Origin of the sequence: uncultured Shewanella sp. (assembly GCF_947497935.1) — a bacterium.
Taxonomy (GTDB): Bacteria; Pseudomonadota; Gammaproteobacteria; order Enterobacterales; family Shewanellaceae; genus Shewanella.
In genome coordinates this window covers 1-21,762 of record NZ_CANMIO010000034.1, presented here as the reverse complement: position 1 = coordinate 21,762, position 21,762 = coordinate 1, and the positions used below count along the sequence as shown (strand labels likewise).

The window sequence follows — 21,762 nt, the reverse complement described above, 5'->3', positions numbered from 1 at the left end:
CAAGTATCAGCTTTCGCCTCAACTTCTGCTAGCAACTCTCCATCACTGACTAATTCGCCAGACTCGAAGAAAAATGCACTGACGATGCCGTCAAATGGGCTTTCTATTGTGTATTCCATCTTCATGGCTTCCATCACCATAATGCCTTGGCCGGCTTTTACGCAATCACCCACAGCGACAAGTTGAGTCACAATGGTGCCGTTCATTGGCGCTTTAAGCTTATCTTCAAGGTTATCTTGCTCTTCAATCACTTCTGATAGCAGTGCGCGGTAGTGATAGCTTTTCGAGTCGATAAACAGGGTGAAATCATCGCCAACTTGGCTAACTGGAACTTTGATTTTATGGCCGTTGCTTTTAACCATTGGCTCACTCATATGCGAAATGTCACCCGAAATTTCAGCATGGAGCATTTCACCAATCAGCTTACCTGATAGGGTGAATAAGCCATCATCAAGCTGCAGCTGATATTGGGACTGACCAGCAACTTGCGTCTCGATTAAATCAAGGTGATTGATCTCATGGTTATCATCTAATAAGGCCACTTGATGCTGACTTGCACTGTTGAGCCTAAATCCATTATTTTGATGCCATGGCGAGTAGGGATCATGGCTGGTATGGGCTGCCATTTGAGCTTGTTTCTTACGGGCACATAACTGATAAAGCGCCGCTAAACTTAATGCTACATTGCTGCTATTAGAGTCTGTTGCATCAGCTGCTGGTGTTAATAGTGAATCGCCATAGCGTTCGATAAAGTCGGTGCTAAACTTGGCATCGCTAAAAGCCGTGTGCTTGGCAATATTGGCTAAGAATTCAATATTGTGTTTAAGGCCACTGATTTGATAGTCATCTAAGGCATGTACTAAACGCTGCAGCGCGCGCGGGCGTGATTCATCCCAAGTGATAAGCTTGGAGATCATTGGGTCGTAAAAGTTACTGATCACATCATTTTCGCGTACACCTGAGTCGATACGTACAAATTGGCTCTGTGCAGGCTCACGTAAAAAGTCGAGCTTACCGCTGGCGGGTAAAAAGTCATTTTGCGGATCTTCGGCGTAAATACGGGCTTCAAAGGCATGACCTGTGATCTTTACTTCATCTTGTTTAAGCGGCAACTCGCTACCGCTAGCCACCATCAATTGCCATTTGACTAGGTCTTGGCCTGTTACCAGCTCAGTTACTGGGTGCTCTACCTGCAAACGAGTATTCATCTCCATAAAGTAGAAGCTGTCATCGGTATCTAATAAAAACTCAACCGTACCCGCGCCTTCATAATTAATCGCTTTGGCTGCAGCAACCGCTGCTTCACCCATTTTCACTCTTAGGGCATCACTTAAACCAGGAGCGGGCGCTTCTTCAACCACTTTTTGATGACGGCGTTGAATCGAGCAATCACGGTCAGACAGGTAAATACACTCGCCATGGCTGTCGGCAAAAACTTGTACTTCCACATGGCGAGGTTGGCGTAGGTAGCGCTCCATTAACAGCTTGTCGTTACCAAAAGAGCTAATGGCTTCACGCCTTGCTGAATGAATAGCCTCAAGCACTTCGTTGCTACTTTCAACAATACGCATACCTTTACCACCACCGCCAAAGGCCGCTTTTATCAGTAGTGGGAAGCCCATTTTGTTGGCCTCAGCAACCAGCAAGTCATCATCTTGCGCATCGCCGTGATAACCTGGAACCAATGGTACGTTGGCTGCGCCCATAATCTCTTTGGCGGCACTTTTACTGCCCATAGAGTCAATTGCTGCTGCACTCGGGCCGACAAAGGCGATATTGGCTTGTTCGCATTTAAGGGCAAACTCGGCGTTTTCAGATAAAAAACCGTAACCTGGATGAATCGCCTGCGCGCCAGACTGCTTGGCAATCTCGATAATTAAATCGCTTTTTAGATATGAGTCAGCAGGGGCGCTGCCGCCCAAATAAAAGGCTTCATCAGCCATGGTTACATGGCGAGCGTTAGTATCGGCATCAGAATATAAAGCCACGGTGCGTACGCCCATAGCCTTGGCTGTATCGATGATCCGGCAAGCAATTTCGCCGCGATTGGCAATTAGCAATTTAGTGAACATGTTATTTGGCTCCTTGCCCGCTGGCGTTTTGGTTATTATTTTTTGTTGCAGCGTTAAAGTCTGTGGTTGTCGTCCATTGTGGTGGGCGTTTTTCAAAAAAGGCATTAAGCCCTTCTTGGCCTTCATCTGATACGCGGATTCGGGCAATACGCTCACTGGTATGATCTAAGGTGCTTTGATTTATTTCACCGTTTTCTAGAGTAGAAAGTAGTGATTTAGCCCATGCCATACCTTGGGGGCTGTTACTCAGCAGCGACGCAATAATAGGCTGCGCTGCTGCGTCGAGATCGTCATTCACTTCATGGATAATGTGCAACTCAAGCGCCTTTTTCACATCAAAGCGCTCGGCGGTAAGCATATAACGGCGCGCTGCGCGTTGGCCCATCGCACGGGTTACATAAGGGCTAATAACCGCTGGGATAAGTCCCAGTTTGACTTCGCTTAGGCAAAAGCTGGCGCGCTCATTGGCAATGGCGATATCACTGCAGCAAATAAGGCCCAGTGCGCCGCCAAAGGCTGCGCCTTGCACTAAGGTAATCGTTGGCTTGGGGAATTTATCGAGCACAGACATCAACTTTGCAAGCTCATTGGCGTCTGTTAAGTTTTGCTCAAAATCCATCTTGGCTTGCTTGCGCATCCAGTTAAGATCGGCCCCCGCACTGAAGTTTTTACCGTTGGCTTTAAGCACTAAGACTTGGCACTGCTGATTAGTCGCAAAGTGTTCCAGCACTTGGATCATCTCGCTAATCATCACTTCATCGAAGGCGTTGTGTTTGTCGCTGCGGTCAAGCACCATTTGCCCTATGCCGCCATCGACTGAGCAGTTTACAAATTGTAATTGCTGAGCCAGTTGTTCTGTTTGGCTGGTGACTGAATTATTCATTGTTGTCGATCCATTTTGTTATTGAATCATGGTGTTAGCTATATTGATGATCTGTTTGCAATAGCGCTTAGCGATTACATACGGAATACACCAAACTTAGTGTCTTCAATTGGCGCGTTTAACGCCGCAGAAAGGGCTAAAGCAACAACATCACGGGTTTGCGCTGGGTCGATAATGCCGTCATCCCATAAACGGGCACTGGCGTGGTAAGGGTGTCCCTCCTGCTCATACTTATCGACAATCGGCTGACGGAAATCTTGTTCTTCTTCTGCAGACCATTCCACGCCTTTACGGGATAATCCGTCACGTTTAACTGTGGCTAATACGCCTGCGGCTTGCTCGCCGCCCATCACTGATATGCGGGCGTTGGGCCACATCCACATCATGGTCGGCTCGAATGCGCGGCCGCACATACCATAGTTACCCGCGCCATAACTGCCACCAATAATCACAGTGAATTTAGGTACGTTAGCGCACGACACTGCAGTCACCATCTTAGCGCCGTGTTTAGCTATGCCTTCATGCTCGTACTTTTTACCCACCATAAAGCCAGTGATATTTTGTAGGAACAAAAGCGGGATCTTGCGCTGACAACACAGTTCAATAAAGTGAGCGCCTTTTTGCGCAGACTCTGAGAACAAGATGCCGTTGTTAGCCACAATTCCAACAGGGTAGCCATGAATTCGGGCAAAACCGCAGACTAAGGTATTGCCATAGTTAGCCTTAAATTCATCGAAGTCTGACTCATCCACTAGGCGCGCAATCACCTCTTTAACATCGAATGGTTTCTTTAGATCGGTACCCACGATGCCGTAAAGCTCGTTGATATCAAATTTGGGTGGTTGAGCTGGGCTTAGTTGGGCACGAATTTCCTTTTGATGATTAAGACGAGTCACTGCTTTACGAGCAAGCTCAAGCGCATGTTCATCGTTCTGCGCCATATGATCCGCTACGCCGGATATTTTGGTGTGCACCTCTGCGCCGCCAAGCTCTTCAGCCGTAACCTCTTCGCCAGTTGCTGCTTTTACGAGTGGAGGGCCAGCCAAGAAGATGGTGCCTTGCTCTTTAACGATAATAGACTCGTCAGCCATAGCTGGAACGTAGGCTCCACCTGCGGTACAAAGCCCCATTACCACGGCAATTTGTGGAATACCTTTGGCTGACATTTGCGCTTGGTTATAGAAAATGCGCCCGAAATGATCTCTATCTGGGAAAACTTCGTCCTGGCGGGGGAGGTTAGCGCCGCCTGAGTCAACGAGATAGATACAAGGGAGATGACAACGACTGGCAATATCTTGTGCCCGCAGATGTTTCTTTACGGTGACGGGATAATAAGTGCCGCCTTTTACGGTGGCATCGTTGGCGATAATCATGCACTCGACACCACTTACACGGCCAATACCTGCAATGACACCAGCAGCAGGTACCACATCTTCATAAAGCTCATAGGCTGCAAATTGAGATATTTCTAAAAAGGGAGAGCCTGGATCCAACAGTTTTTCAACTCGCTGGCGCGGTAGTAATTTCCCTCGAGAAAGGTGACGTTCGCGAGCGACTTCTCCGCCGCCTTGTTCAATTTGATGTAGTTTTATTTTTAAGTCTTGAACGACCGTGGCCATGTCATCAAATTTTGCTTTGAATTCATCGCTGCGAGCATTAATACGGCTGCTAAGTTGCGTCACAATTTCAATCCTTTTGAAGCAGAAATAGGAGGGCAACCTAAGTGATTGCCCGACTGTCGACCCTAAGTGTTAATCTTTAGGGGTGGCCTGTTGTTGCAGGCCTGACTCGATTCCGATCTGAGTAAGCGTTACTTTGATTCGTTAAATAGCTCGCGGCCAATTAGCATGCGGCGAATTTCAGAGGTACCAGCACCGATTTCATACAACTTGGCATCGCGTAGCAGGCGACCTGTTGCGTACTCGTTTACATAGCCATTACCGCCAAGAAGCTGAATCGCATCGAGCGCCATCTTAGTGGCTAGTTCTGCTGAATAGAGAATGGCACCAGCGGCGTCCTTACGGGTGGTTTCGCCGCGATCGCAAGATTTCGCCACGTTGTAGATATAAGATTTTGCGGCGTTCATGCCGGTGTACATATCGGCAAGCTTGCCTTGAACTAGCTGGAACTGGCCGATTGATTTACCAAACTGCTCACGCTCGTGAATGTAGGGCACCACAATATCCATACAAGCGGTCATGATCCCAAGCGGGCCGCCAGAGAGCACGACTCGCTCGTAATCCAGACCACTCATCAGCACTTGTACGCCATTGTTTAGTCCGCCAAGAATATTTTCTTCTGGGACTTCACAATCTTCAAATACCAACTCACAGGTGTTTGAGCCGCGCATCCCCAGCTTGTCTAGCTTCTGCGCCGTGCTAAAGCCTTTGTAACCACGCTCAACAATAAATGCGGTGATGCCATGGGCACCTTTGTCGAGATCGGTTTTAGCGTAAATAACATAGGTATGGGCATCGGGGCCATTAGTGATCCACATCTTGTTGCCGTTGAGGATATATCTGTCACCTTCTTTACGGGCATGCAGTTTCATTGAAACGACATCAGAGCCTGCATTGGGTTCGCTCATCGCTAGCGCACCAATGTGTTCGCCAGTGATAAGCTTTGGCAAGTATTTGGCTTTTTGCTCACTGTTACCGTTACGGTTAATTTGATTAACGCATAGGTTAGAGTGGGCGCCATAGCTTAAGCCAATTGATGCAGAGGCACGAGAGATCTCCTCCATAGCGACGACATGGGCGAGGTAACCCATTTCAGCTCCACCATACTCCTCAGATACGGTTACGCCCAGTAGCCCCATATCGCCAAGTACTGGCCACAGCTCATTAGGGAAAGCGTTGTCGAGATCTGTTTTGGCCGCGATAGGGGCGATTTCATTTGCTGCGAAGTTTTGCACCGCATCGCGCAGCATATCGACGTCTTCGCCGAGACCAAAGTTTAGAGATGTGTAGAGTTGAGTCATTTGCTTGTGTCCTGTCAATTTTGTTTAAGTTAAGTCCACTGATCTATGCCGTGATACTTATCAATTTATTTTATCGTTATTGGGTTACTCAATTAATTGCAATACAGGGAATGGCGATACAAAAAAGCCCTTTATTGGGCGTTGTTTTGTAGCGCGTCACGGCATTGCTGTTCTGCGGAATTAAGCTCCATCAGTACCACTTTAATGTCATCCATTTGTTGCTGTAGTGAGACTTTTTTCTCTTCCACTAGCTCAAGCATGGTGTGCAGTTGACTACTACTATTTTTATCTGCATCGTAAAGCTCGAATAAGCGTCTAGTTTCAGCCAATGAAAAACCTAGACGTTTACCACGAAGAATAAGTTTAAGTCTGACTCTGTCTTTTAGACTGTAGATCCGTGTTTGCCCACGGCGCTTAGGTTTTAGAAGACCTTGGTCTTCATAGAAACGAATACTTCGAGTGGTGATATCAAACTCTTTTGATAAATCACTTATTGAGTATGTTGTTTGTGAGAGTTGAGCTTCCACCATCAAGTAACACCATAATTGTTTACATTTACTGCACGATATATGAAGTTTACGTAAAGGTAAAGTTTGCCTCTATTAGTTAATGCTGTTTTCATGTCAATCGCGCTTGCCACAGGTTTTAAATGACGGCTGGGTATGGTCTTTTAACACATCTTTGATTGAGCTTAATTCTTATTTAAACAGCGTGTTAGGTGTGGCTTTTGAGCTTTCTGTCGCACGTCAACTTGTTATTCACTTACTCATTCTAAGGTCTAATGGGGATTTATTAATCGCCAGCGCATAATGCGGTTAAGCATTAAAAGAACGGAAATCGCTCATGACCTAGGCAAAATATGGTCGAGTGCTAGCAAAGTGGAGTCAGAATTGTGAAAAATAAAAATCAACAATTGCATGCCAGATCAATTAACGAACCTGAGACATTCTGGGCTCAATCTGCCAAAGAAATAGATTGGATTACTCCATGGGATAAAGTGCTTGATGATAGCGACGCGCCATTTTATCACTGGTTTAAAGGCGGCCAGATGAACACTTGCTATAACGCCGTCGACCGACATGTTAACGCGGGAAGAGGCGATCAAATTGCACTTCAATACGTCAGTCCTGTGACAGACTGTGAATACGGGATCTCATATAGAGAGCTACAGGCTCAGGTGAGTAGACTTGCAGGTTACATGGACTCTATTGGCGTTAAAAAGGGTGACCGAGTGGTGATCTATATGCCTATGGTCCCAGAGACAGCGTTTGCGATGTTGGCTTGTGCCCGTATTGGTGCAATTCACTCCGTGGTGTTTGGTGGTTTCGCGGCAAATGAACTCGCCACCCGCATCAATGATGCCAAGCCTAAACTCATTCTTTCTGCCTCCTGCGGCATTGAACCATCGGGGGTTATTGCTTATAAGCCTCTGCTCGATGAAGCACTAGAGCAAGCAGTGCATAAGGTGGAAACTTGCCTAGTGTTAAACAGAAGTCAGCTAGAAGCGGAGTTGTTGCCTGGAAGGGATATAGATTGGCAAAGTGCAGTGGTAACGGCACCGAACATTGATTGTCAGCCGCTCGATGCAACAGACCCGCTTTATATTCTGTATACCTCGGGCACCACTGGACAACCAAAAGGCGTGGTACGTGACAACGGTGGCCATGCCGTGGCCCTCGCTTGGTCGATGAAACATATCTACGACATTAATGCCGGCGATGCATTTTGGGCCGCATCAGATGTGGGCTGGGTGGTGGGTCACTCTTATATTGTTTATGGGCCGTTATTAGTCGGTGCAACCAGCATACTGTATGAAGGAAAGCCTATAGGTACCCCCGATCCGGGAGCCTTTTGGCGTACGATCGCTAAATATAAAGTGAAGAGTTTTTTTACGGCACCAACGGCTATTCGTGCCATTAAACGAGATGATCCCAATGGGGAGTATTTACAGGGGGTCGATTTAAGCTGTTTGAAAAATGTATTCTTGGCAGGGGAGCGCTGCGACCCCGATACGCTGCATTGGACCGAAGATAAACTCAATAAGCCTGTTATAGATCATTGGTGGCAAACTGAAACTGGCTGGCCAGTGGCGGCAAACTTGATGGGTTACGCCCCAGTCGAGGTTAAGGCGGGGTCGCCTGCGTTAGCGGTGCCCGGTTATCAAATTGACGTTGTTGATGTCATGGGCGATGAAGTTGCTGCGAATGAGTCGGGTAATGTAGTCATTAAACTGCCACTGCCACCGGGGACCTTAACCACCTTATGGCAAAACGAAAAACGATATCAAGATAGTTACCTTTCCATGTACCCTGGATATTACTTAACAGGCGATGCGGGGTATAAAGATGAAGATGGCTACTTATACATAATGAGTCGCATCGATGACATTATAAATGTAGCAGGGCATCGCCTCTCGACAGGTCGCTTTGAAGAGGTACTTTGTCAGCATGATGCAGTTGCGGAAGCGGCGGTTATTGGGGTTAAAGATGTGCTCAAAGGTCAGGTGCCGTTAGGTCTGGTGGTACTAAAGAAAGGGGTAACCCTTAATGATGATGAACTTAACCAGCAACTCATGAGTTTAGTACGCCAAGAAATAGGCCCTGTGGCATCCTTTAGGCTGGTGAGTGCGGTGCAGAAACTACCTAAAACGCGTAGTGGAAAAATCCTGCGTGGCACCATGCGTAATATTGCTGATAACCAAAGTTACAATGTACCAGCAACTATCGAAGATCCAGCCACACTCGACATAGTGCGTAACACTTTGACCCGAATGGGCTATGCCGATGCGCATGTATAGCTAGAAGGTAACAGCAAGGTTCTAGGAAGAGATGGTTCTAGGTCCTAGGGAAGGCAGAGACGATACAAGCTGAAACAGCAAAGACAGATCTATTGAGCTACGATAGCTGTATCTTGTGTAGGTCGGTATTTATGCCGTTATGGGTATGATGTTGCTGAGTGAGACTTTCACTACAGAAAATCCATAGCTCATTAAAGCATTATGCTGATTAGTATTAGTTTACTGCTGCGAATTGCTCTGCTTAAACTGTAAATGTAGACAAAAGCTGAAACGTAGGTTTCGGCTTTTTTGTTTTTGAACTAGATTAAAGCGATTAAGATGATTTGTTAACTCGTTAGCCTTTATCTAGTAATTAAGTTACCAAAGTCTGTATAATCGCTAACAAAATTAAACCCATCATCTCGTTAAGTGAATATTTTATTGTTGCTTATAAAAAATAATAGATGGGTAATTCTCTGTGACCTACGGAACTAATCTACATGAATAACCAAAATCAGCTTTATGATATCGGTGTCATCGGCCTAGGTGTAATGGGTAAGAACCTTGCGCTGAATATAGCCGATAACCAGTATAAAGTCGCTGCGTTTGATCTTGATGAACTTAAGGTGCAAGACACTGTACAGCAAGAAGAACATGAGCGTAAACAATACCTAAAGCAAGTCACTGAGCCGCGGATCTTAGGCTGTAACAATCTTTCTGAAATGTTATCTAAATTAGAAAAGCCACGAGTACTGTTACTGTCTGTTCCTGCGGGAGCACCAGTCGATGGCGTATGTCAGTCACTGATAGAAGCGGGTATTGAAAGCGACGATATCGTTATCGATACCGGTAACAGTTTGTGGACTGACACCATTGAGCGTGAGCAGCGTTATAGCAAAGATTTTGCCTTCTTTAGCTGCGCGGTTTCAGGTGGTGAAGTCGGCGCCCGTTTTGGCCCGTCTTTGATGCCAAGTGGTAGCTTAAGCGCTTGGAATCGAATTGAGCCAATATGGCAAGCGATTGCCGCTAAAGTCGATGCTAAAACAGGCCTACCGATTGAACGTTTTGAACCTGGTAACCCGGTAATCGATGGCGAGCCTTGCACCACTTATATTGGTCCTGCAGGTTCTGGTCATTATGTGAAGATGGTGCATAACGGCATTGAGTATGCTGATATGCAGCTTATTTGCGAAGCATACCAATTGTTGAGCCAAGGTTTAGGCTTAAGCCCTGCTGAAGTGGGCGACGTATTTGAGCGCTGGAATCAAGGTAGCTTAAATAGCTATTTGATGGAGATCAGCGCCGATGTGCTGAAACAGGCCGACCCATTAACGGGAGCGCCACTTGTTGAAATGATTTTAGATAAAGCGGGGCAAAAAGGTACAGGCCTTTGGACGGCAGTCAGCAGCTTACAGATTGGCTGTCCCGCTCCGACCATTGCTGAAGCGGTTTATGCCCGCGCAGTGAGTACTCAAAAAACACAAAGGCAACAACTTAGCCAACTGTTATCAGGACCAAGCGCAGCGCTATTAGCCATGGTGACCGACTCTGAAAAGCAGACATTTATCGACCAGCTTGAAAATGCACTCTATTGCGCCAAAGTGTCTTGTTATGCTCAAGGCTTTCAGCTGATGGCAATGCAAGCCAAAGAGCAAGGTTGGCAGCTAGATTTTGCTGAAATTGCCAAGATTTGGCGTGCAGGTTGTATTATCCGAGCTACCTTCTTGCAGTCGATCACGCAGGCTTATCAACAAAATGCGGAGCTAGAAAACTTGTTGATGGCTGATACTTTCTCTGACGCCTTGTCAGATAAACAGAATGATTGGCGTTTAGCGGTATCGTCAGCCGTAATGAGTGGTATTCCGGCTCCTTGTATCGGTTCTGCTTTGGCCTATTACGACAGTTATCGCTGCGAAACTTTGCCTGCGAGTTTGCTACAAGGCCAACGTGACTTCTTCGGAGCCCATACCTTTGAGCGAACAGATAAGCCAGCAGGTGAGAAGTACCACTTAAACTGGAGTGGTGATCGGGCCTTACATAAGGTGTAGCTCACGCTTTATCACCTGTTTCACGCATTAAAAAAGCCTATCAAATTGATAGGCTTTTTTGTAATCGAGTCTGGTTGTAAAGATACGAGTTAACGTAAGGGATTAGGCCATCATTACATCGACCAGCAGGCCTACACTGAACAGTACGCTGAAAATCATGGTTAGTTTGGCTGTACGCCCAAGTAACGGGTTGAGAGCTGCACCTTTAACTTCATTAAAATCACGACATAAGGTTCTGGCCATAATGAATGCCAGCCCCGCGAATAGCACAGGTAAGCCGGGTAAGGCTCCCATTAAAAAGCCTGCGGTAATAATGGCAAATGGCAAGTACAGAAAACTTTGATAGAAGATGCGCGACTGCTCAAGGCCGATGCGTACTGCTAGGGTCTTTTTACCTGCTTTAATATCGGTTTCCATATCACGGGTGTTATTCACTAACATAATCGCCGCGTTTAGAAAGCCGATAGCGCTGCCTAGTAGCCATGCATTGGTTGCCGTTTCACCAGCCTGTAAAAAGTAACTTCCTACAACGGCGACAAGACCAAAGAACACAAATGCTGCGACTTCACCTAACCCATGGGAAGCTAACGGGTAAGGACCACCGCTATAACCGAGCGCGCCAAGAACAGCCGCTGCTGCTAAGAAGGCAATCGGTAAACCACCATGGTAGATAAGAAAAGAGCCAACGAGCAATGCCAATACTAAGCATAAGATCATGGCATTACGCACAGCTGTTGGAGTCAGCATACCACTCTGGGTAACGCGTACTGGCCCTAGGCGCTCTTCGGTATCGACACCACTCTTAAAGTCGAAATAGTCGTTAGCTAAGTTAACGGCTATTTGCAGTAGCAGAGCACAAAGCATTGAAACAGCTGCAATGAATAGGCTGAATTGCTCAAGTTGCAGTGCGAGCACGTTACCAACCAACAGTGGGCCAATCGCCGCAGGTAAGGTGCGAGGGCGTATGGCAAGTATCCAAGGATTCATGGTTTATATTTACTTACAGAGGTTTACATCAAAGCAGGATGACATAAAGATTAAAATGAATTGGCGCTAGCATAGCAAATTTAACAACTTCAAAAAAGTGGATTTTATTGCAGCAAAAGTGGTCAGCTTAACACTTTGCTTAGCATTATCGTTTTTCGGTTTAGTTCATTGAATATTTTTGAACTAGCGCACACCTGTTAGGCTCATGTGTATGCAATATTACATCTTTAAAGTGAACATTAAGAATGTGCGCTGTCATTCTCGCTTTGGAAATATGAGGCCGCAGCCTCAACTGCCAGCGACTACATTTTTAGTAAACAAACTTGCTTAGGGATCGAAAGCTATGCGTTTTGAGGGGCAGGTCGCCATCGTTACAGGTGCAGCATCAGGCTTGGGGAGAGCTTATGCCATCGCTTTAGCTGAACGAGGAGCAAGAGTCGTTTTAGTGGATAACGAAATGGCTCAAACAAAGGATGTTAACCCAAACTCGATGTTAAATTTAGAGCTTAATTCAGGTTTGAAATCCTGTGGAAAGGCGATAACAGATCTGGGGGGAGAGTTTAAGTCTTTTACATTGGATGTCATTAACAATGATGACATCAATACTATGATTGATGACGTGGTGCAGAGCTGGGGCCGAGTCGATATCTTAATCAACAATGCTGGCATTCATAACCCCTGTGCATTCGAGCAGATGAGTGCGTCGAATTGGAAGCATCAGTTAGATGTGGATCTTAATGGCACCTTCTATATGACCCAAGCCGTCTGGCCTTTGATGAAGCGTCAAGGCTATGGGAGGGTTGTGATGAGTAGTGCAAGTTCCATCTATGGTGACATGTATGAAACCAGTTTTAGCGCCAGTAAGATGGCGGTGATGGGGCTGGTTAACAGTCTACACCTTGAGGGAGCAGAACACGGCATTAAGGTCAATAGCATCATTCCACATGCCGTTACATCTATGACGGCATCTCATTTAGCATCTACGGTGAAACCGCTGTTCTCAAAAACAACCGTTACCGCCACCATGCTGTACCTTTGTAGCTCCAAAAGCCCTTCGGGGGAGCATCTACTCGCCGCAGCCGGAGGAATAAGTCATGCGGCCTTAGTCGAATTTTCTCCCGGTCGGTTTAAAGCCGAGGAGTGTACGCCTGAGGTCATCACCGAGCGTTGGCATGAGATCTACCATGCAAATCCGGTTACCGCTCATCGAAGTGGAGAGGCTCAGGTACTTGCTTGGGCAAAGGCATCGGCAAATCAACGCCGTATCGATTTAGAGTAAAACTGGCGAGGTTAGGGGATCTTGAGTTAAGCTTACGGCCATAATTAGCTGATTTTTTTAGGTTGTAATGAGCCAAGTATTAGATGATCTTTTAGCGTTACTTTCTTTAGAGCAGATCGAAGAGGGACTGTTTCGTGGCCAGAGCCAAGATCTAGGTTTTGGCCATGTGTTTGGCGGTCAAGTCATGGGGCAAGCTTTAAGCGCGGCGAAGCGTACTGTGAGTCCAGATCGCAAGGTGCACTCTTTACACTCTTATTTTTTACGTGCAGGTGATGAGAAGTTGCCAATCGTCTATGACGTTGAAATCATGCGTGACGGCGGAAGTTTTAGCGCGCGAAGAGTCAAAGCGATTCAAAAAGGTCGGCCTATTTTTTACATGACCTGTTCTTTTCAGACTGCGGAAGAGGGTTATGAACATCAAGCGGCTATGCCTGATGTACCGGGGCCTGAAGGTCTGCTGAACCAACAAGAGTTAGCCATGACTCTTAGGGACAAGGTGCCATCGAGAGTGCTTGAGAAGTTTATGGCAGACACGCCGATTGAGATGCGCCTAGTCAATCCAACAGATCCCATCGCCCCTAAAGCCAGAGAGCCTATTCGTCATGTGTGGATCCGCGCCAATGGTCAGTTGCCTGATAATTTCTGTGTGCATGACTATTTGCTCGCCTATGCCTCTGACTTTAACTTTTTGGTGACGGCTGCTCAGCCGCATGGGGTATCATTTTTGACGCCGGGTATGCGAATGGCGACGATCGATCATGCAATGTGGTTCCACCGTCCGTTCGATTTCAGTCAGTGGATTTTGTATAGCATAGACAGTCCTAATGCCAGCTGTGGACGTGGTTTTGTAAGAGGGCAATTCTTTAATCAGCAAGGTGAGCTGGTGGCATCTGCCACCCAGGAAGGCCTCATCCGTATGACAAAGCAGTCATAGCAAGTGTTAGCCAAGTTTATATTTGATACTCAGGATTAGAATTATGATCTCATTAATGAAGAAAAGCATCGTACTCTTATGTATGTTGGTATTGACGGCTTGTGTGACCGTAGAAGAGAAGCCGCCTGTCATTGTTAATGGTGCCGCAGGTTACTTAGAAAAGTTACCTCTTCCTCAAGGAAGCGCCATTACTATTGCTATTATCGATTTAGATACGCCGGGTGTGATTGTGGCGCAGAAGAACTTTAATATTGTTAGAGCGCCAGTGCCATTTAAGTTCTTGCTTCCCGCTGATAGCATAGATCACAGCATCAATTACGGTGTTGTGGCAATGATCCAATATCAAGGGCGAGTGATATTTCAAACCTATGATCGCTTTCCGGTGATCAACAATAATAAATACACTACTGAGGTGTTGATGAAGGCTGTTGCAGCCCCTTAAATCATCATTATCGTACAAGGAGCTTAGGCTCCTTTTTTATTGCCTGAATTAAGTCGGCTTTTGGAACAAATCCAGTTAGAAGCTAAGCCTGTTAGAAATTAAGCCTGTTAGAAATTAAGCCAGTTAGAGTAAGCCTGCTGGAAAATTCATTTTGCTAGGAAAAAGCATGGTTCAAAAAAACGATGAGTATTTAATCGAAGGAAATGGCTTTCAAACTCAAATAAAGCTGTGGTTACTCGAAGATGACTATCGACTCAAAGCACTGCTAATCGCCGAGCAACTTAAGCTCAATGATTGGATGCTGGCGGCGGGGTTTGTTAGAAATTTAGTTTGGGACAAACTGCACAATATTCAAACTGAACTGAATGATATCGATTTCATTTATTTTGATCCCAATGACATCTCTGCTAGTAGAGATTCCGAAATTGAAGCCGAGCTAAATCGAGTCGCGCCTATTTACCCATGGTCAGTTAAGAATCAAGCAAGAATGCATCTGCGTAACCAGCATCAACAGTATGCGTCTAGCCTCGATGCCATGAGTTATTGGCCTGAAAAGCAAACCGCTGTTGGGGTGAGTTGTCAGTTAGCAGCTTTTTCAACATCAGTTGACTCAATAGAATCTGCTGGATTGGCCTTGCATAGTCCGTTTGATTTAAGCTGCCTGTTTGATTTGTCACTGCAACATAACCCCAAAGCCAAGCAAGCGTTGTTTGAGCAGAGGCTGAGACTGAAGGGGTGGTTGCAAAGCTACCCTAAGCTGCGAGATAATGACCAGTGCTGAACTTATGAGCAAGAATTGTTAATGCAGTAGCCATGATTACGGAGACGATGTCGGTTTCCTTATTAGACTTGTTGTATCGCTTGCCATAGGACTTCTCAATTTGTTCTTGCTGTAAATGGTGGTTTTAATCGATGGATCCATATCTTGATGCGATAAAAGAGATTAAAGAGTTAGCTGACGCGGAGGAGATCCATCGAGTTGATGATGTATCGATATATCTGGAGCGGTTTACTGAGCTTGATTTGATCGCTACTGGTATCTACGCCGAGGTGTATGAACTGCCCGGAGAGCCAGACAAGGTGGTCAAACTATGCAACAGTAAGATTGATGGTTACTACCTGTTTGCCCGTTGGTGCATGCGCCCTGAAAACCAAGACAATCCCCATGTTCCCACTATACATCGTGAAGACACAGTTGAGCTCTGTAGCGGTCGAGTGATACGTTTTTATGTGATGGAGCGACTTAAAGACATTACTGATGACGGTCAAGAGCCCACCCGTCCAAGCCATTTTCATGATTATGACTTTGGCAAACTCTGGGGAACCTTGCGCACCATGACCTTGCCATTTTCCGACCCAGAAAAGCCCTTTACCGACCAGGTTCAAAGTGCCGATGAATTTGTGGAGCAGATCCAAGAACCACGGCCTCATTTTTATATGAGCTCGAATGAGCGCAAGCCAGTAGTGATAGACGATCAGATTATTGATGATCATGAAGAACTACTAAAAACGCTATTTGATGTGCTCAGCTTTGTAGATGAACATGGGGTGATGGATTTGCATGGTGGTAACTATATGCTCCGAGGCGACACGATTGTTATTACCGATCCCATCTCCCACAAATACTCCAGTTGATGCGTTACTAAACTGTGCGATATTAAAAAATACGCTATTAAATCAATAACAAAAAGGGCTGTAAACACAGCCTTTTTTGTGTCGAGTGAAGTGTTCGTTGACCCAAGGTGATTACGCTATAGCGACTTACCTATGGTCGGTTATCAACCCCCATAAGATTTTGATAAGCTCCTTATTGCATCTGGCACTAGAGCTTCTGCAAAGAAAAAGGTTCTGCGTGTATAGCAGGGTTCATCACAGGGCTCATTAAAAGTGATTTAACAGGCTTAATATGGCGCTATTATTTACAACTTCGAGATTAGACGTTTCTGAAATTTTCACCGAGACAGCTCAATGTGAACGATTTGAGCTACTACGTCGCATTCCTGAATTGCTGACAGCACAAGTTGTTGAAAGTCTCCCAACGTATTTTCATGATATCGATTCTCAAGTCGATGCAGCACGCTGGCTTGAACGCATGATGTCTGAAAGTCACTTGTTTGCTGTCAAACTGCACCATACAGATTTCATCATAGGTTTTGTATTTGTCTATATTGAAAATGAAGGTGACGCCCATATCGGTTACTTGCTGGGAGAGAACTATTGGGGGCAGGGCTTAGCGAGCGAATTGCTAAGTGGCTTCATTAAACAAGTTATTCAAACGCAGAGCTGGACTAAGTTAATCGCTGGTGTTGCTCCAAACAACCAGGCTTCGTGTAGATTATTAGTTAAACTCGGGTTTGCGCCAAGCGCTGCCGAGGGACCTGTCACCTTTTATGAGTATCAGCTCTCTTAATCTCAACGTTAATTAAACGCTTGCTGAATGAGTGCTTAAGCAATTCAATGTATAAAGCAAGACACTTAGGTTTAGCTCCGCTAAGCCTATACTTATTTAACGTCTCATACTGCTAATAGAGTTAGAGTGATATATGAAATCTGATATGTATTCAAAGCATGCGCAAGAATATGATTTAGCAGTTCAAGATAACGTTTATAACGCTCATCTAGAAAGGCCGTCATTGCAAGCCATGCTAGATGATATGAACGGGCTCGATATATTGGATCTTGGTTGCGGAACAGGTGTTTATCCCCAATTTTTAATAGAGCAAGGGGCTGCAAAAGTAACCTGTTTCGATGTTTCTGAGCAGATGGTCGCGATAGTGAACAGCAAATTTGGCGATAGAGTCATGGCGTACTCGCAAGACTTATCTAATGGTCTTCCTAAAGAGGTATCAAATACTACAGATGTGATTATCTGTCCGCTGGTGATTCATTATATTGAAGACTTACCAGCGCTGTTTAAAGAAGTCTATAGGGTGTTGAAGCCGGGAGGCTATATGGTGTTTTCTACTCATCATCCATTTGCCGACTTTGAGTGTTCACATTCGGGGAACTACTTTGAACGTGAATTGGTTAAAGAGGTGTGGGATACGGTGGGCCAGCCTGTCGATGTGATGTTTTATCGTCGTTCATTAACGGAGATTATGGATGCGATTACGACGAATTCTCTGGCAGTGACTCAAGTCTCTGAGGGGCAGGTGTCGGAGCAAGTAAAACAGATCTCGATGAAACATTATGATTATTTGTCTAAAAATCCCAACTTTATCTTCGTAAAATGTCGCAAGTTGTTCTAATGCTCAAGCATCAAGCATCAAGCATCAAGCATCAAGCATCAAGCATCAATACTAATATAATCGTACTCATATTATAGTCATTAAATTCGAGCGTTTAATCTCAGCGCTTTAGTCTTGGTGAGAAACTTGCCCATGACTCCATATTTACCAGCAGCCAATTATTTTTGAAGCTCCTTTCTGCTTTCCGATCCGTAAACCCTCTCTATCGATTCTAGCTTGCTGCAAGAGAAAGGTTGTCAATATGTTAGTCCCTGATTGTTTTTATAATTTATACATGGGATCAATTAGTGAGCAATGCGTGTATTTATCACGAAAATCAAAGCTGCGACTTCAATGTATGTTTAGTAAGTGTGATCCGGATCATTTTTGAGCTATCTCGAAGTGGGTATTTGGTCTCGACATTGATTTAGATCAAATCTCATCAAAGGTCGATCTGTCAGGATGTACGCAAATGTAAGGAAATTGATAATAAAGACAGCGCTATATGTTGTATTAATGGAGTAGTATGATGAATAAAAAAATCGTTTCTAGCTTAATTGCCACCGCCCTTCTAACAACTGGTTTTACCTCTTCTGCATTAGCTCACCAAGCTGGCGATATTATCGTCCGTGCCGGTGTTGCGGTAGTAGCCCCGAATGAATCTAGCCCTATTGTTGCTGACGTAGCTGAGTTTGGTGTTAGTGATGATACTCAATTGGGCCTGAATTTTGGCTATATGCTGACTGACAATATCGGTATCGAGCTGTTAGCTGCTACTCCATTTTCTCATGACATTACATTGGGTGAGCTTGGTAAGATTGCAGAGACTAAGCACCTTCCGCCAACTCTTGTTGCACAGTACTATTTCGGTGATGCGCATTCGAAACTTCGTCCCTATATTGGCGCTGGTGTTAACTTTACCAACTTCTTCGATAATGAATTTACCAACGACTTAGAAGGTGCATTGACTGATTTAAGCATGTCGAACTCTTGGGGTCTTGCTGCGCAGGTGGGTCTAGACTATCAAATCAATGAAAGCTGGTTAATTAATGCCTCTGTTTGGTACGCACAGATCAGTACTGACGTTAAGTTTAACCTAGGTGATGCTCCTCAAAAAGTTGAAACAGATATCGACCCTTGGGTTTACATGATTAGTGTCGGTTACACTTTCTAATTCAAACATAGTCGGACAAGTCCTACCCAGAAAAAAGGAGCCGTTTGGCTCCTTTTTTATTTCTTAAACAATTGCAGTGGTTACTTCGACTCTTTCTTCGCAGCGCGTTCGGCTTTCTTCTGCGCCTTGGTTTTCCAATGGCGCGTATTGTAGACAAACTCAGGTAAGCCTTTGGTTAACCAGGCGACTAGACGCCAGCGTTTTGTCACGTAGGCTTTGCGCTTACCGGTTTTCATCGCCTTAATTATTTGACTTGCCACGACTGGCAGTGGCGAAAGCCAGAGTCGGTTTTGCTGCATAGCGGCCTTATCTAACATACCTAATTGGATATCGGTAATGGTGATAGGCAGCTTTAAGCGCTGGGCGTGCATGCTTAAACCTTCGAAATAGTTTTGCGCAAAGGCTTTTGATGCATGATAGGCCACACTCGGGCCGCCTCTTAGTCCTGCAATCGAGTTAATCGCAGCTAATTGACCATAGCCTTGATCGCGAAATAGTCTAAACGCCGTATTGCAAATAGCTGAAAAGCCTTGCACATTAACCGTGATGATATCTTGTTCCGGTTGCCAAGGTAGCTCAGGGTCGTAGTGAGTGAGACCTGTATTAACCAAAATGAGATGAGCGCCACCAAGGGATTGCCAAACGGCATTCATGGTACTGATGATGGCATCGGGCTCGTCGATTTGCAGTGGAAATACCTGCGCCTTAGTGGGCAAGGATTGACTAAACTCGATAAGAGATTGTGGATCTTGTGCTAATAGGGCCAGTTCAACGCCTTCATCTGCAAGTTGTTTTGCAATTTCACGGCTAAGAAATGAGCTAGCGCCCACAATTATTGCAGTTGCTTGTGTCATATGGGTATTCGACTTCGAATAGGTAACTTATCATAGAAAGATAAGTGTATTAGAACAAGATTAATTGTCTGTTGCTGTGATACGGATAGTGAGAATGCTCTTTCTTGCTTAAGCAGCCAGATAAATCTGTAAAACAGATTTTAATCTATAAGCTTATTTAGCTGAAAAGAATTAACTGATATAAAATTCAAGTACGGACGCATAGACTTCTAGAAGTCTTAATGTATTATTAGGAGCGTAAATATGAAACAGTGGTTTAAGCCTTTATTACCTTTAGTGGTAGCAGCAAGTATGTTGACGGGTTGTGCAACATCAAATGCTGTGGTGGAGATCCATGGTGAGGTTTGGTACAAGGAGCGTATGGCGCTGCCAGAAGATGCGGTCATCACTGTACAAGTTCAGGATGTGTCTCGCGCAGATGCTCCTGCTGAAGTGATTGCAGAATTCGAGCGTAATGACGTCAGCACACCGACACCCTTTCAGTTTTTAATTAATAGAGATCAGTTTGAAGACGGCCATACCTATTCGATAGGGGCACGCATTAGTCTTGATGACAAATTGATGTTTATCAATACACAAGCTTATCGAATTGATTTGGACTCAAGTGAGCCAATGTCAGTTTTAGTGCAGAAGGTGGCACGTTAAATTAATTGACTGTAAGTTAATTTAACCAGCGCGTCTCTTCTGATAGTCACTCAAAATTAGAAAGAGGCGCGTTATGCCGGTTAAAATTCCCGATGATCTGCCCGCCGCAGAGATCTTGGAGTCAGAAAATATCTTTGTCATGTCCGAAACTCGGGCTGCCAATCAAGATATTCGTCCAATGAAGGTATTAATTCTGAACTTAATGCCCAATAAGATTGAGACTGAGACCCAACTGCTACGCCTTTTAGGTAATACCCCGCTACAAGTCGATGTGGATCTGCTACGCATTCACGATAAAGCGTCTAAGCATACCTCGATAGATCACATGAATAATTTCTATCGTGATTTCGAGCAAGTGCGCCAGAAAAACTACGATGGTCTAATCATCACCGGAGCGCCGCTTGGGCAAATTGAGTTTGAAGACGTCTCTTACTGGGATCATATTCGTGAAATTATCGATTGGTCGCAGCAACATGTCACTTCGGTTCTGTTTTTATGTTGGGCAGCCCATGCGGCGCTCTATCATCTATTTGGCTTAAATAGAACATTGCTAACAACCAAGCGCTCAGGGGTCTTTTCCCATAAGCGTAGTAGTGTGCATTACCCACTATTACGTGGTTTTGATGATGAGTTTTTCGCACCCCATTCCCGTTTTGCAGAGATGGATATTGACAAACTCCGCGCGCATCCAGAGCTTGAGGTGTTGACCGAGTCTGATAAGGCTGGCGCGTATATGGTACTCAGTAAAAATAATCGAAATCTGTTTGTGATGGGTCATCCCGAATATCAAAAGTCGACCTTGAAAGATGAATACCTACGCGACCTTGCTCAGGGTTTAACGCCTGACTTACCGCAAAACTACTTTAAAAATGATGATCCGGATCTGGAGCCGATCGCACGTTGGCATAGTCACGGTAGTTTACTGGTGAGTAATTGGCTGAACTATTATGTCTATCAGCTAACGCCTTATAATCTTGATGATATGACTGGAATTACCCCTTGGGAGTCGAAGAGCGAGTAGCAGGGCAAACTTGCACAACGTTAGAGCCATACCATCCGTGGCAATTGGACGTAAGTGTTCCTGATACAACATCAGGACCTTACCATTTATGGTAATCAGACATGATTGCTCCAGCCACGAAAGCCGATGCAGCGATAGCGTATCGGCTTTTTTGTTTGATCACTTATTTCATTTGCAAGGGCAATACTCAAGGTTCAATCATTAGCTTTCATTTAGTTTGTTTAGGCTAGGTCGCTATTGTTTATGCCGCTACTTCAACGGCTAGTTCAACGGCTAGTTCAACGGCTAGTCCAACGGCTAGTCCAACGGCTAGTTCAACGGCTAGTTCAACGGCTAGTTCAACGGCTAGTCCAACGGCTAGTTCAACGGCTAGTTCAACGGCTAGTTCAACGGCTAGTTCAACGGCTAGTTCAACGGCTAGTTCAACGGCTAGTTCAACG

Annotated in this window: 20 protein-coding genes; 12 read left to right on the top strand and 8 right to left on the bottom strand. The window is 45.2% G+C overall.

What is annotated here, in order from left to right; all coding sequences use genetic code 11:
- The 5 genes from Q1A86_RS20665 to Q1A86_RS20645 form a co-directional block, all read right to left on the bottom strand.
- Window positions 1–2,072: acetyl/propionyl/methylcrotonyl-CoA carboxylase subunit alpha (locus tag Q1A86_RS20665; protein ID WP_299811224.1), on the bottom strand; the 2,072-nt coding region annotated here is incomplete at its 3' end.
- 1 nt (window position 2,073) lies between these two features.
- Window positions 2,074–2,955 (bottom strand): enoyl-CoA hydratase-related protein, encoded by an 882-nt coding sequence (locus tag Q1A86_RS20660; RefSeq protein ID WP_299811221.1) that lies wholly within the window; start codon window positions 2,953–2,955, stop codon window positions 2,074–2,076.
- 74 nt (window positions 2,956–3,029) lie between these two features.
- A complete protein-coding gene (locus tag Q1A86_RS20655; RefSeq protein WP_299811218.1) occupies window positions 3,030–4,637 on the bottom strand; it encodes a carboxyl transferase domain-containing protein in 1,608 nt (535 codons plus the stop codon).
- Between the two features lie 128 nt (window positions 4,638–4,765).
- Entirely contained in the window at window positions 4,766–5,935 is a 1,170-nt protein-coding gene (locus tag Q1A86_RS20650) for an isovaleryl-CoA dehydrogenase (RefSeq protein WP_299811215.1), read from the bottom strand.
- Between the two features lie 131 nt (window positions 5,936–6,066).
- Window positions 6,067–6,465, bottom strand: coding sequence for a MerR family DNA-binding transcriptional regulator (locus Q1A86_RS20645; protein ID WP_299811211.1), 399 nt, complete (start codon window positions 6,463–6,465; stop codon window positions 6,067–6,069).
- Window positions 6,466–6,827: 362 nt separating this feature from the next.
- Between Q1A86_RS20645 and Q1A86_RS20640 the strand changes: the two genes are divergently transcribed.
- A complete protein-coding gene (locus Q1A86_RS20640) occupies window positions 6,828–8,732 on the top strand; it encodes a propionyl-CoA synthetase (RefSeq protein WP_299811208.1) in 1,905 nt (634 codons plus the stop codon).
- Between the two features lie 479 nt (window positions 8,733–9,211).
- Window positions 9,212–10,759 carry an NADP-dependent phosphogluconate dehydrogenase gene (gene gndA, locus Q1A86_RS20635; protein ID WP_299811205.1) on the top strand — a complete coding sequence of 516 codons (1,548 nt, stop codon included), beginning with the start codon at window positions 9,212–9,214 and terminating at the stop codon, window positions 10,757–10,759.
- A gap of 102 nt (window positions 10,760–10,861) precedes the next feature.
- Here gndA and Q1A86_RS20630 read toward each other — a convergent pair whose 3' ends face one another.
- Window positions 10,862–11,746: a 1,4-dihydroxy-2-naphthoate polyprenyltransferase gene (locus tag Q1A86_RS20630; RefSeq protein WP_299811202.1), complete on the bottom strand. Its 885-nt coding sequence runs from the start codon at window positions 11,744–11,746 to the stop codon at window positions 10,862–10,864.
- Window positions 11,747–12,089: 343 nt separating this feature from the next.
- Here Q1A86_RS20630 and Q1A86_RS20625 point away from each other — a divergent pair, with 343 nt between their 5' ends.
- The 8 genes from Q1A86_RS20625 to ompW all read left to right on the top strand — a co-directional run bounded on the left by Q1A86_RS20625 (window position 12,090) and on the right by ompW (window position 18,802).
- Complete coding sequence (locus Q1A86_RS20625) at window positions 12,090–13,025, top strand: SDR family NAD(P)-dependent oxidoreductase (RefSeq protein ID WP_299811199.1); 936 nt, start codon at window positions 12,090–12,092, stop codon at window positions 13,023–13,025.
- A 67-nt stretch (window positions 13,026–13,092) separates the two neighbouring features.
- Window positions 13,093–13,959: an acyl-CoA thioesterase II gene (tesB, locus tag Q1A86_RS20620; protein ID WP_299811196.1), complete on the top strand. Its 867-nt coding sequence runs from the start codon at window positions 13,093–13,095 to the stop codon at window positions 13,957–13,959.
- Window positions 13,960–14,002: 43 nt separating this feature from the next.
- Window positions 14,003–14,401, top strand: coding sequence for a YbaY family lipoprotein (locus Q1A86_RS20615; RefSeq protein WP_299811194.1), 399 nt, complete (start codon window positions 14,003–14,005; stop codon window positions 14,399–14,401).
- Between the two features lie 166 nt (window positions 14,402–14,567).
- On the top strand, window positions 14,568–15,182 hold the full coding sequence (locus Q1A86_RS20610; protein WP_299811192.1) for a nucleotidyltransferase family protein: 615 nt from the start codon (window positions 14,568–14,570) through the stop codon (window positions 15,180–15,182).
- A gap of 131 nt (window positions 15,183–15,313) precedes the next feature.
- Complete coding sequence (locus Q1A86_RS20605) at window positions 15,314–16,036, top strand: hypothetical protein (protein WP_299811190.1); 723 nt, start codon at window positions 15,314–15,316, stop codon at window positions 16,034–16,036.
- Between the two features lie 271 nt (window positions 16,037–16,307).
- A complete protein-coding gene (locus Q1A86_RS20600) occupies window positions 16,308–16,811 on the top strand; it encodes a GNAT family N-acetyltransferase (protein WP_299811188.1) in 504 nt (167 codons plus the stop codon).
- A 133-nt stretch (window positions 16,812–16,944) separates the two neighbouring features.
- A complete protein-coding gene (locus Q1A86_RS20595; RefSeq protein WP_299811186.1) occupies window positions 16,945–17,649 on the top strand; it encodes a class I SAM-dependent methyltransferase in 705 nt (234 codons plus the stop codon).
- 505 nt (window positions 17,650–18,154) lie between these two features.
- Complete coding sequence (gene ompW / locus Q1A86_RS20590) at window positions 18,155–18,802, top strand: outer membrane protein OmpW (protein WP_299811184.1); 648 nt, start codon at window positions 18,155–18,157, stop codon at window positions 18,800–18,802.
- A gap of 80 nt (window positions 18,803–18,882) precedes the next feature.
- On the opposite strand, the gene Q1A86_RS20585 is transcribed toward ompW, so the two are convergent.
- On the bottom strand, window positions 18,883–19,656 hold the full coding sequence (locus Q1A86_RS20585; protein WP_299811182.1) for an SDR family oxidoreductase: 774 nt from the start codon (window positions 19,654–19,656) through the stop codon (window positions 18,883–18,885).
- Between the two features lie 243 nt (window positions 19,657–19,899).
- On the opposite strand from Q1A86_RS20585, the gene Q1A86_RS20580 reads away from it, so the two are divergent.
- A complete protein-coding gene (locus Q1A86_RS20580; RefSeq protein ID WP_299811180.1) occupies window positions 19,900–20,301 on the top strand; it encodes a YbaY family lipoprotein in 402 nt (133 codons plus the stop codon).
- A 73-nt stretch (window positions 20,302–20,374) separates the two neighbouring features.
- On the top strand, window positions 20,375–21,322 hold the full coding sequence (metA, locus tag Q1A86_RS20575; protein ID WP_299811178.1) for a homoserine O-succinyltransferase: 948 nt from the start codon (window positions 20,375–20,377) through the stop codon (window positions 21,320–21,322).
- 241 nt (window positions 21,323–21,563) lie between these two features.
- Here the strand turns inward: metA and Q1A86_RS20570 are convergent.
- Window positions 21,564–21,762: hypothetical protein (locus tag Q1A86_RS20570; RefSeq protein ID WP_299811177.1), on the bottom strand; the 199-nt coding region annotated here is incomplete at its 5' end.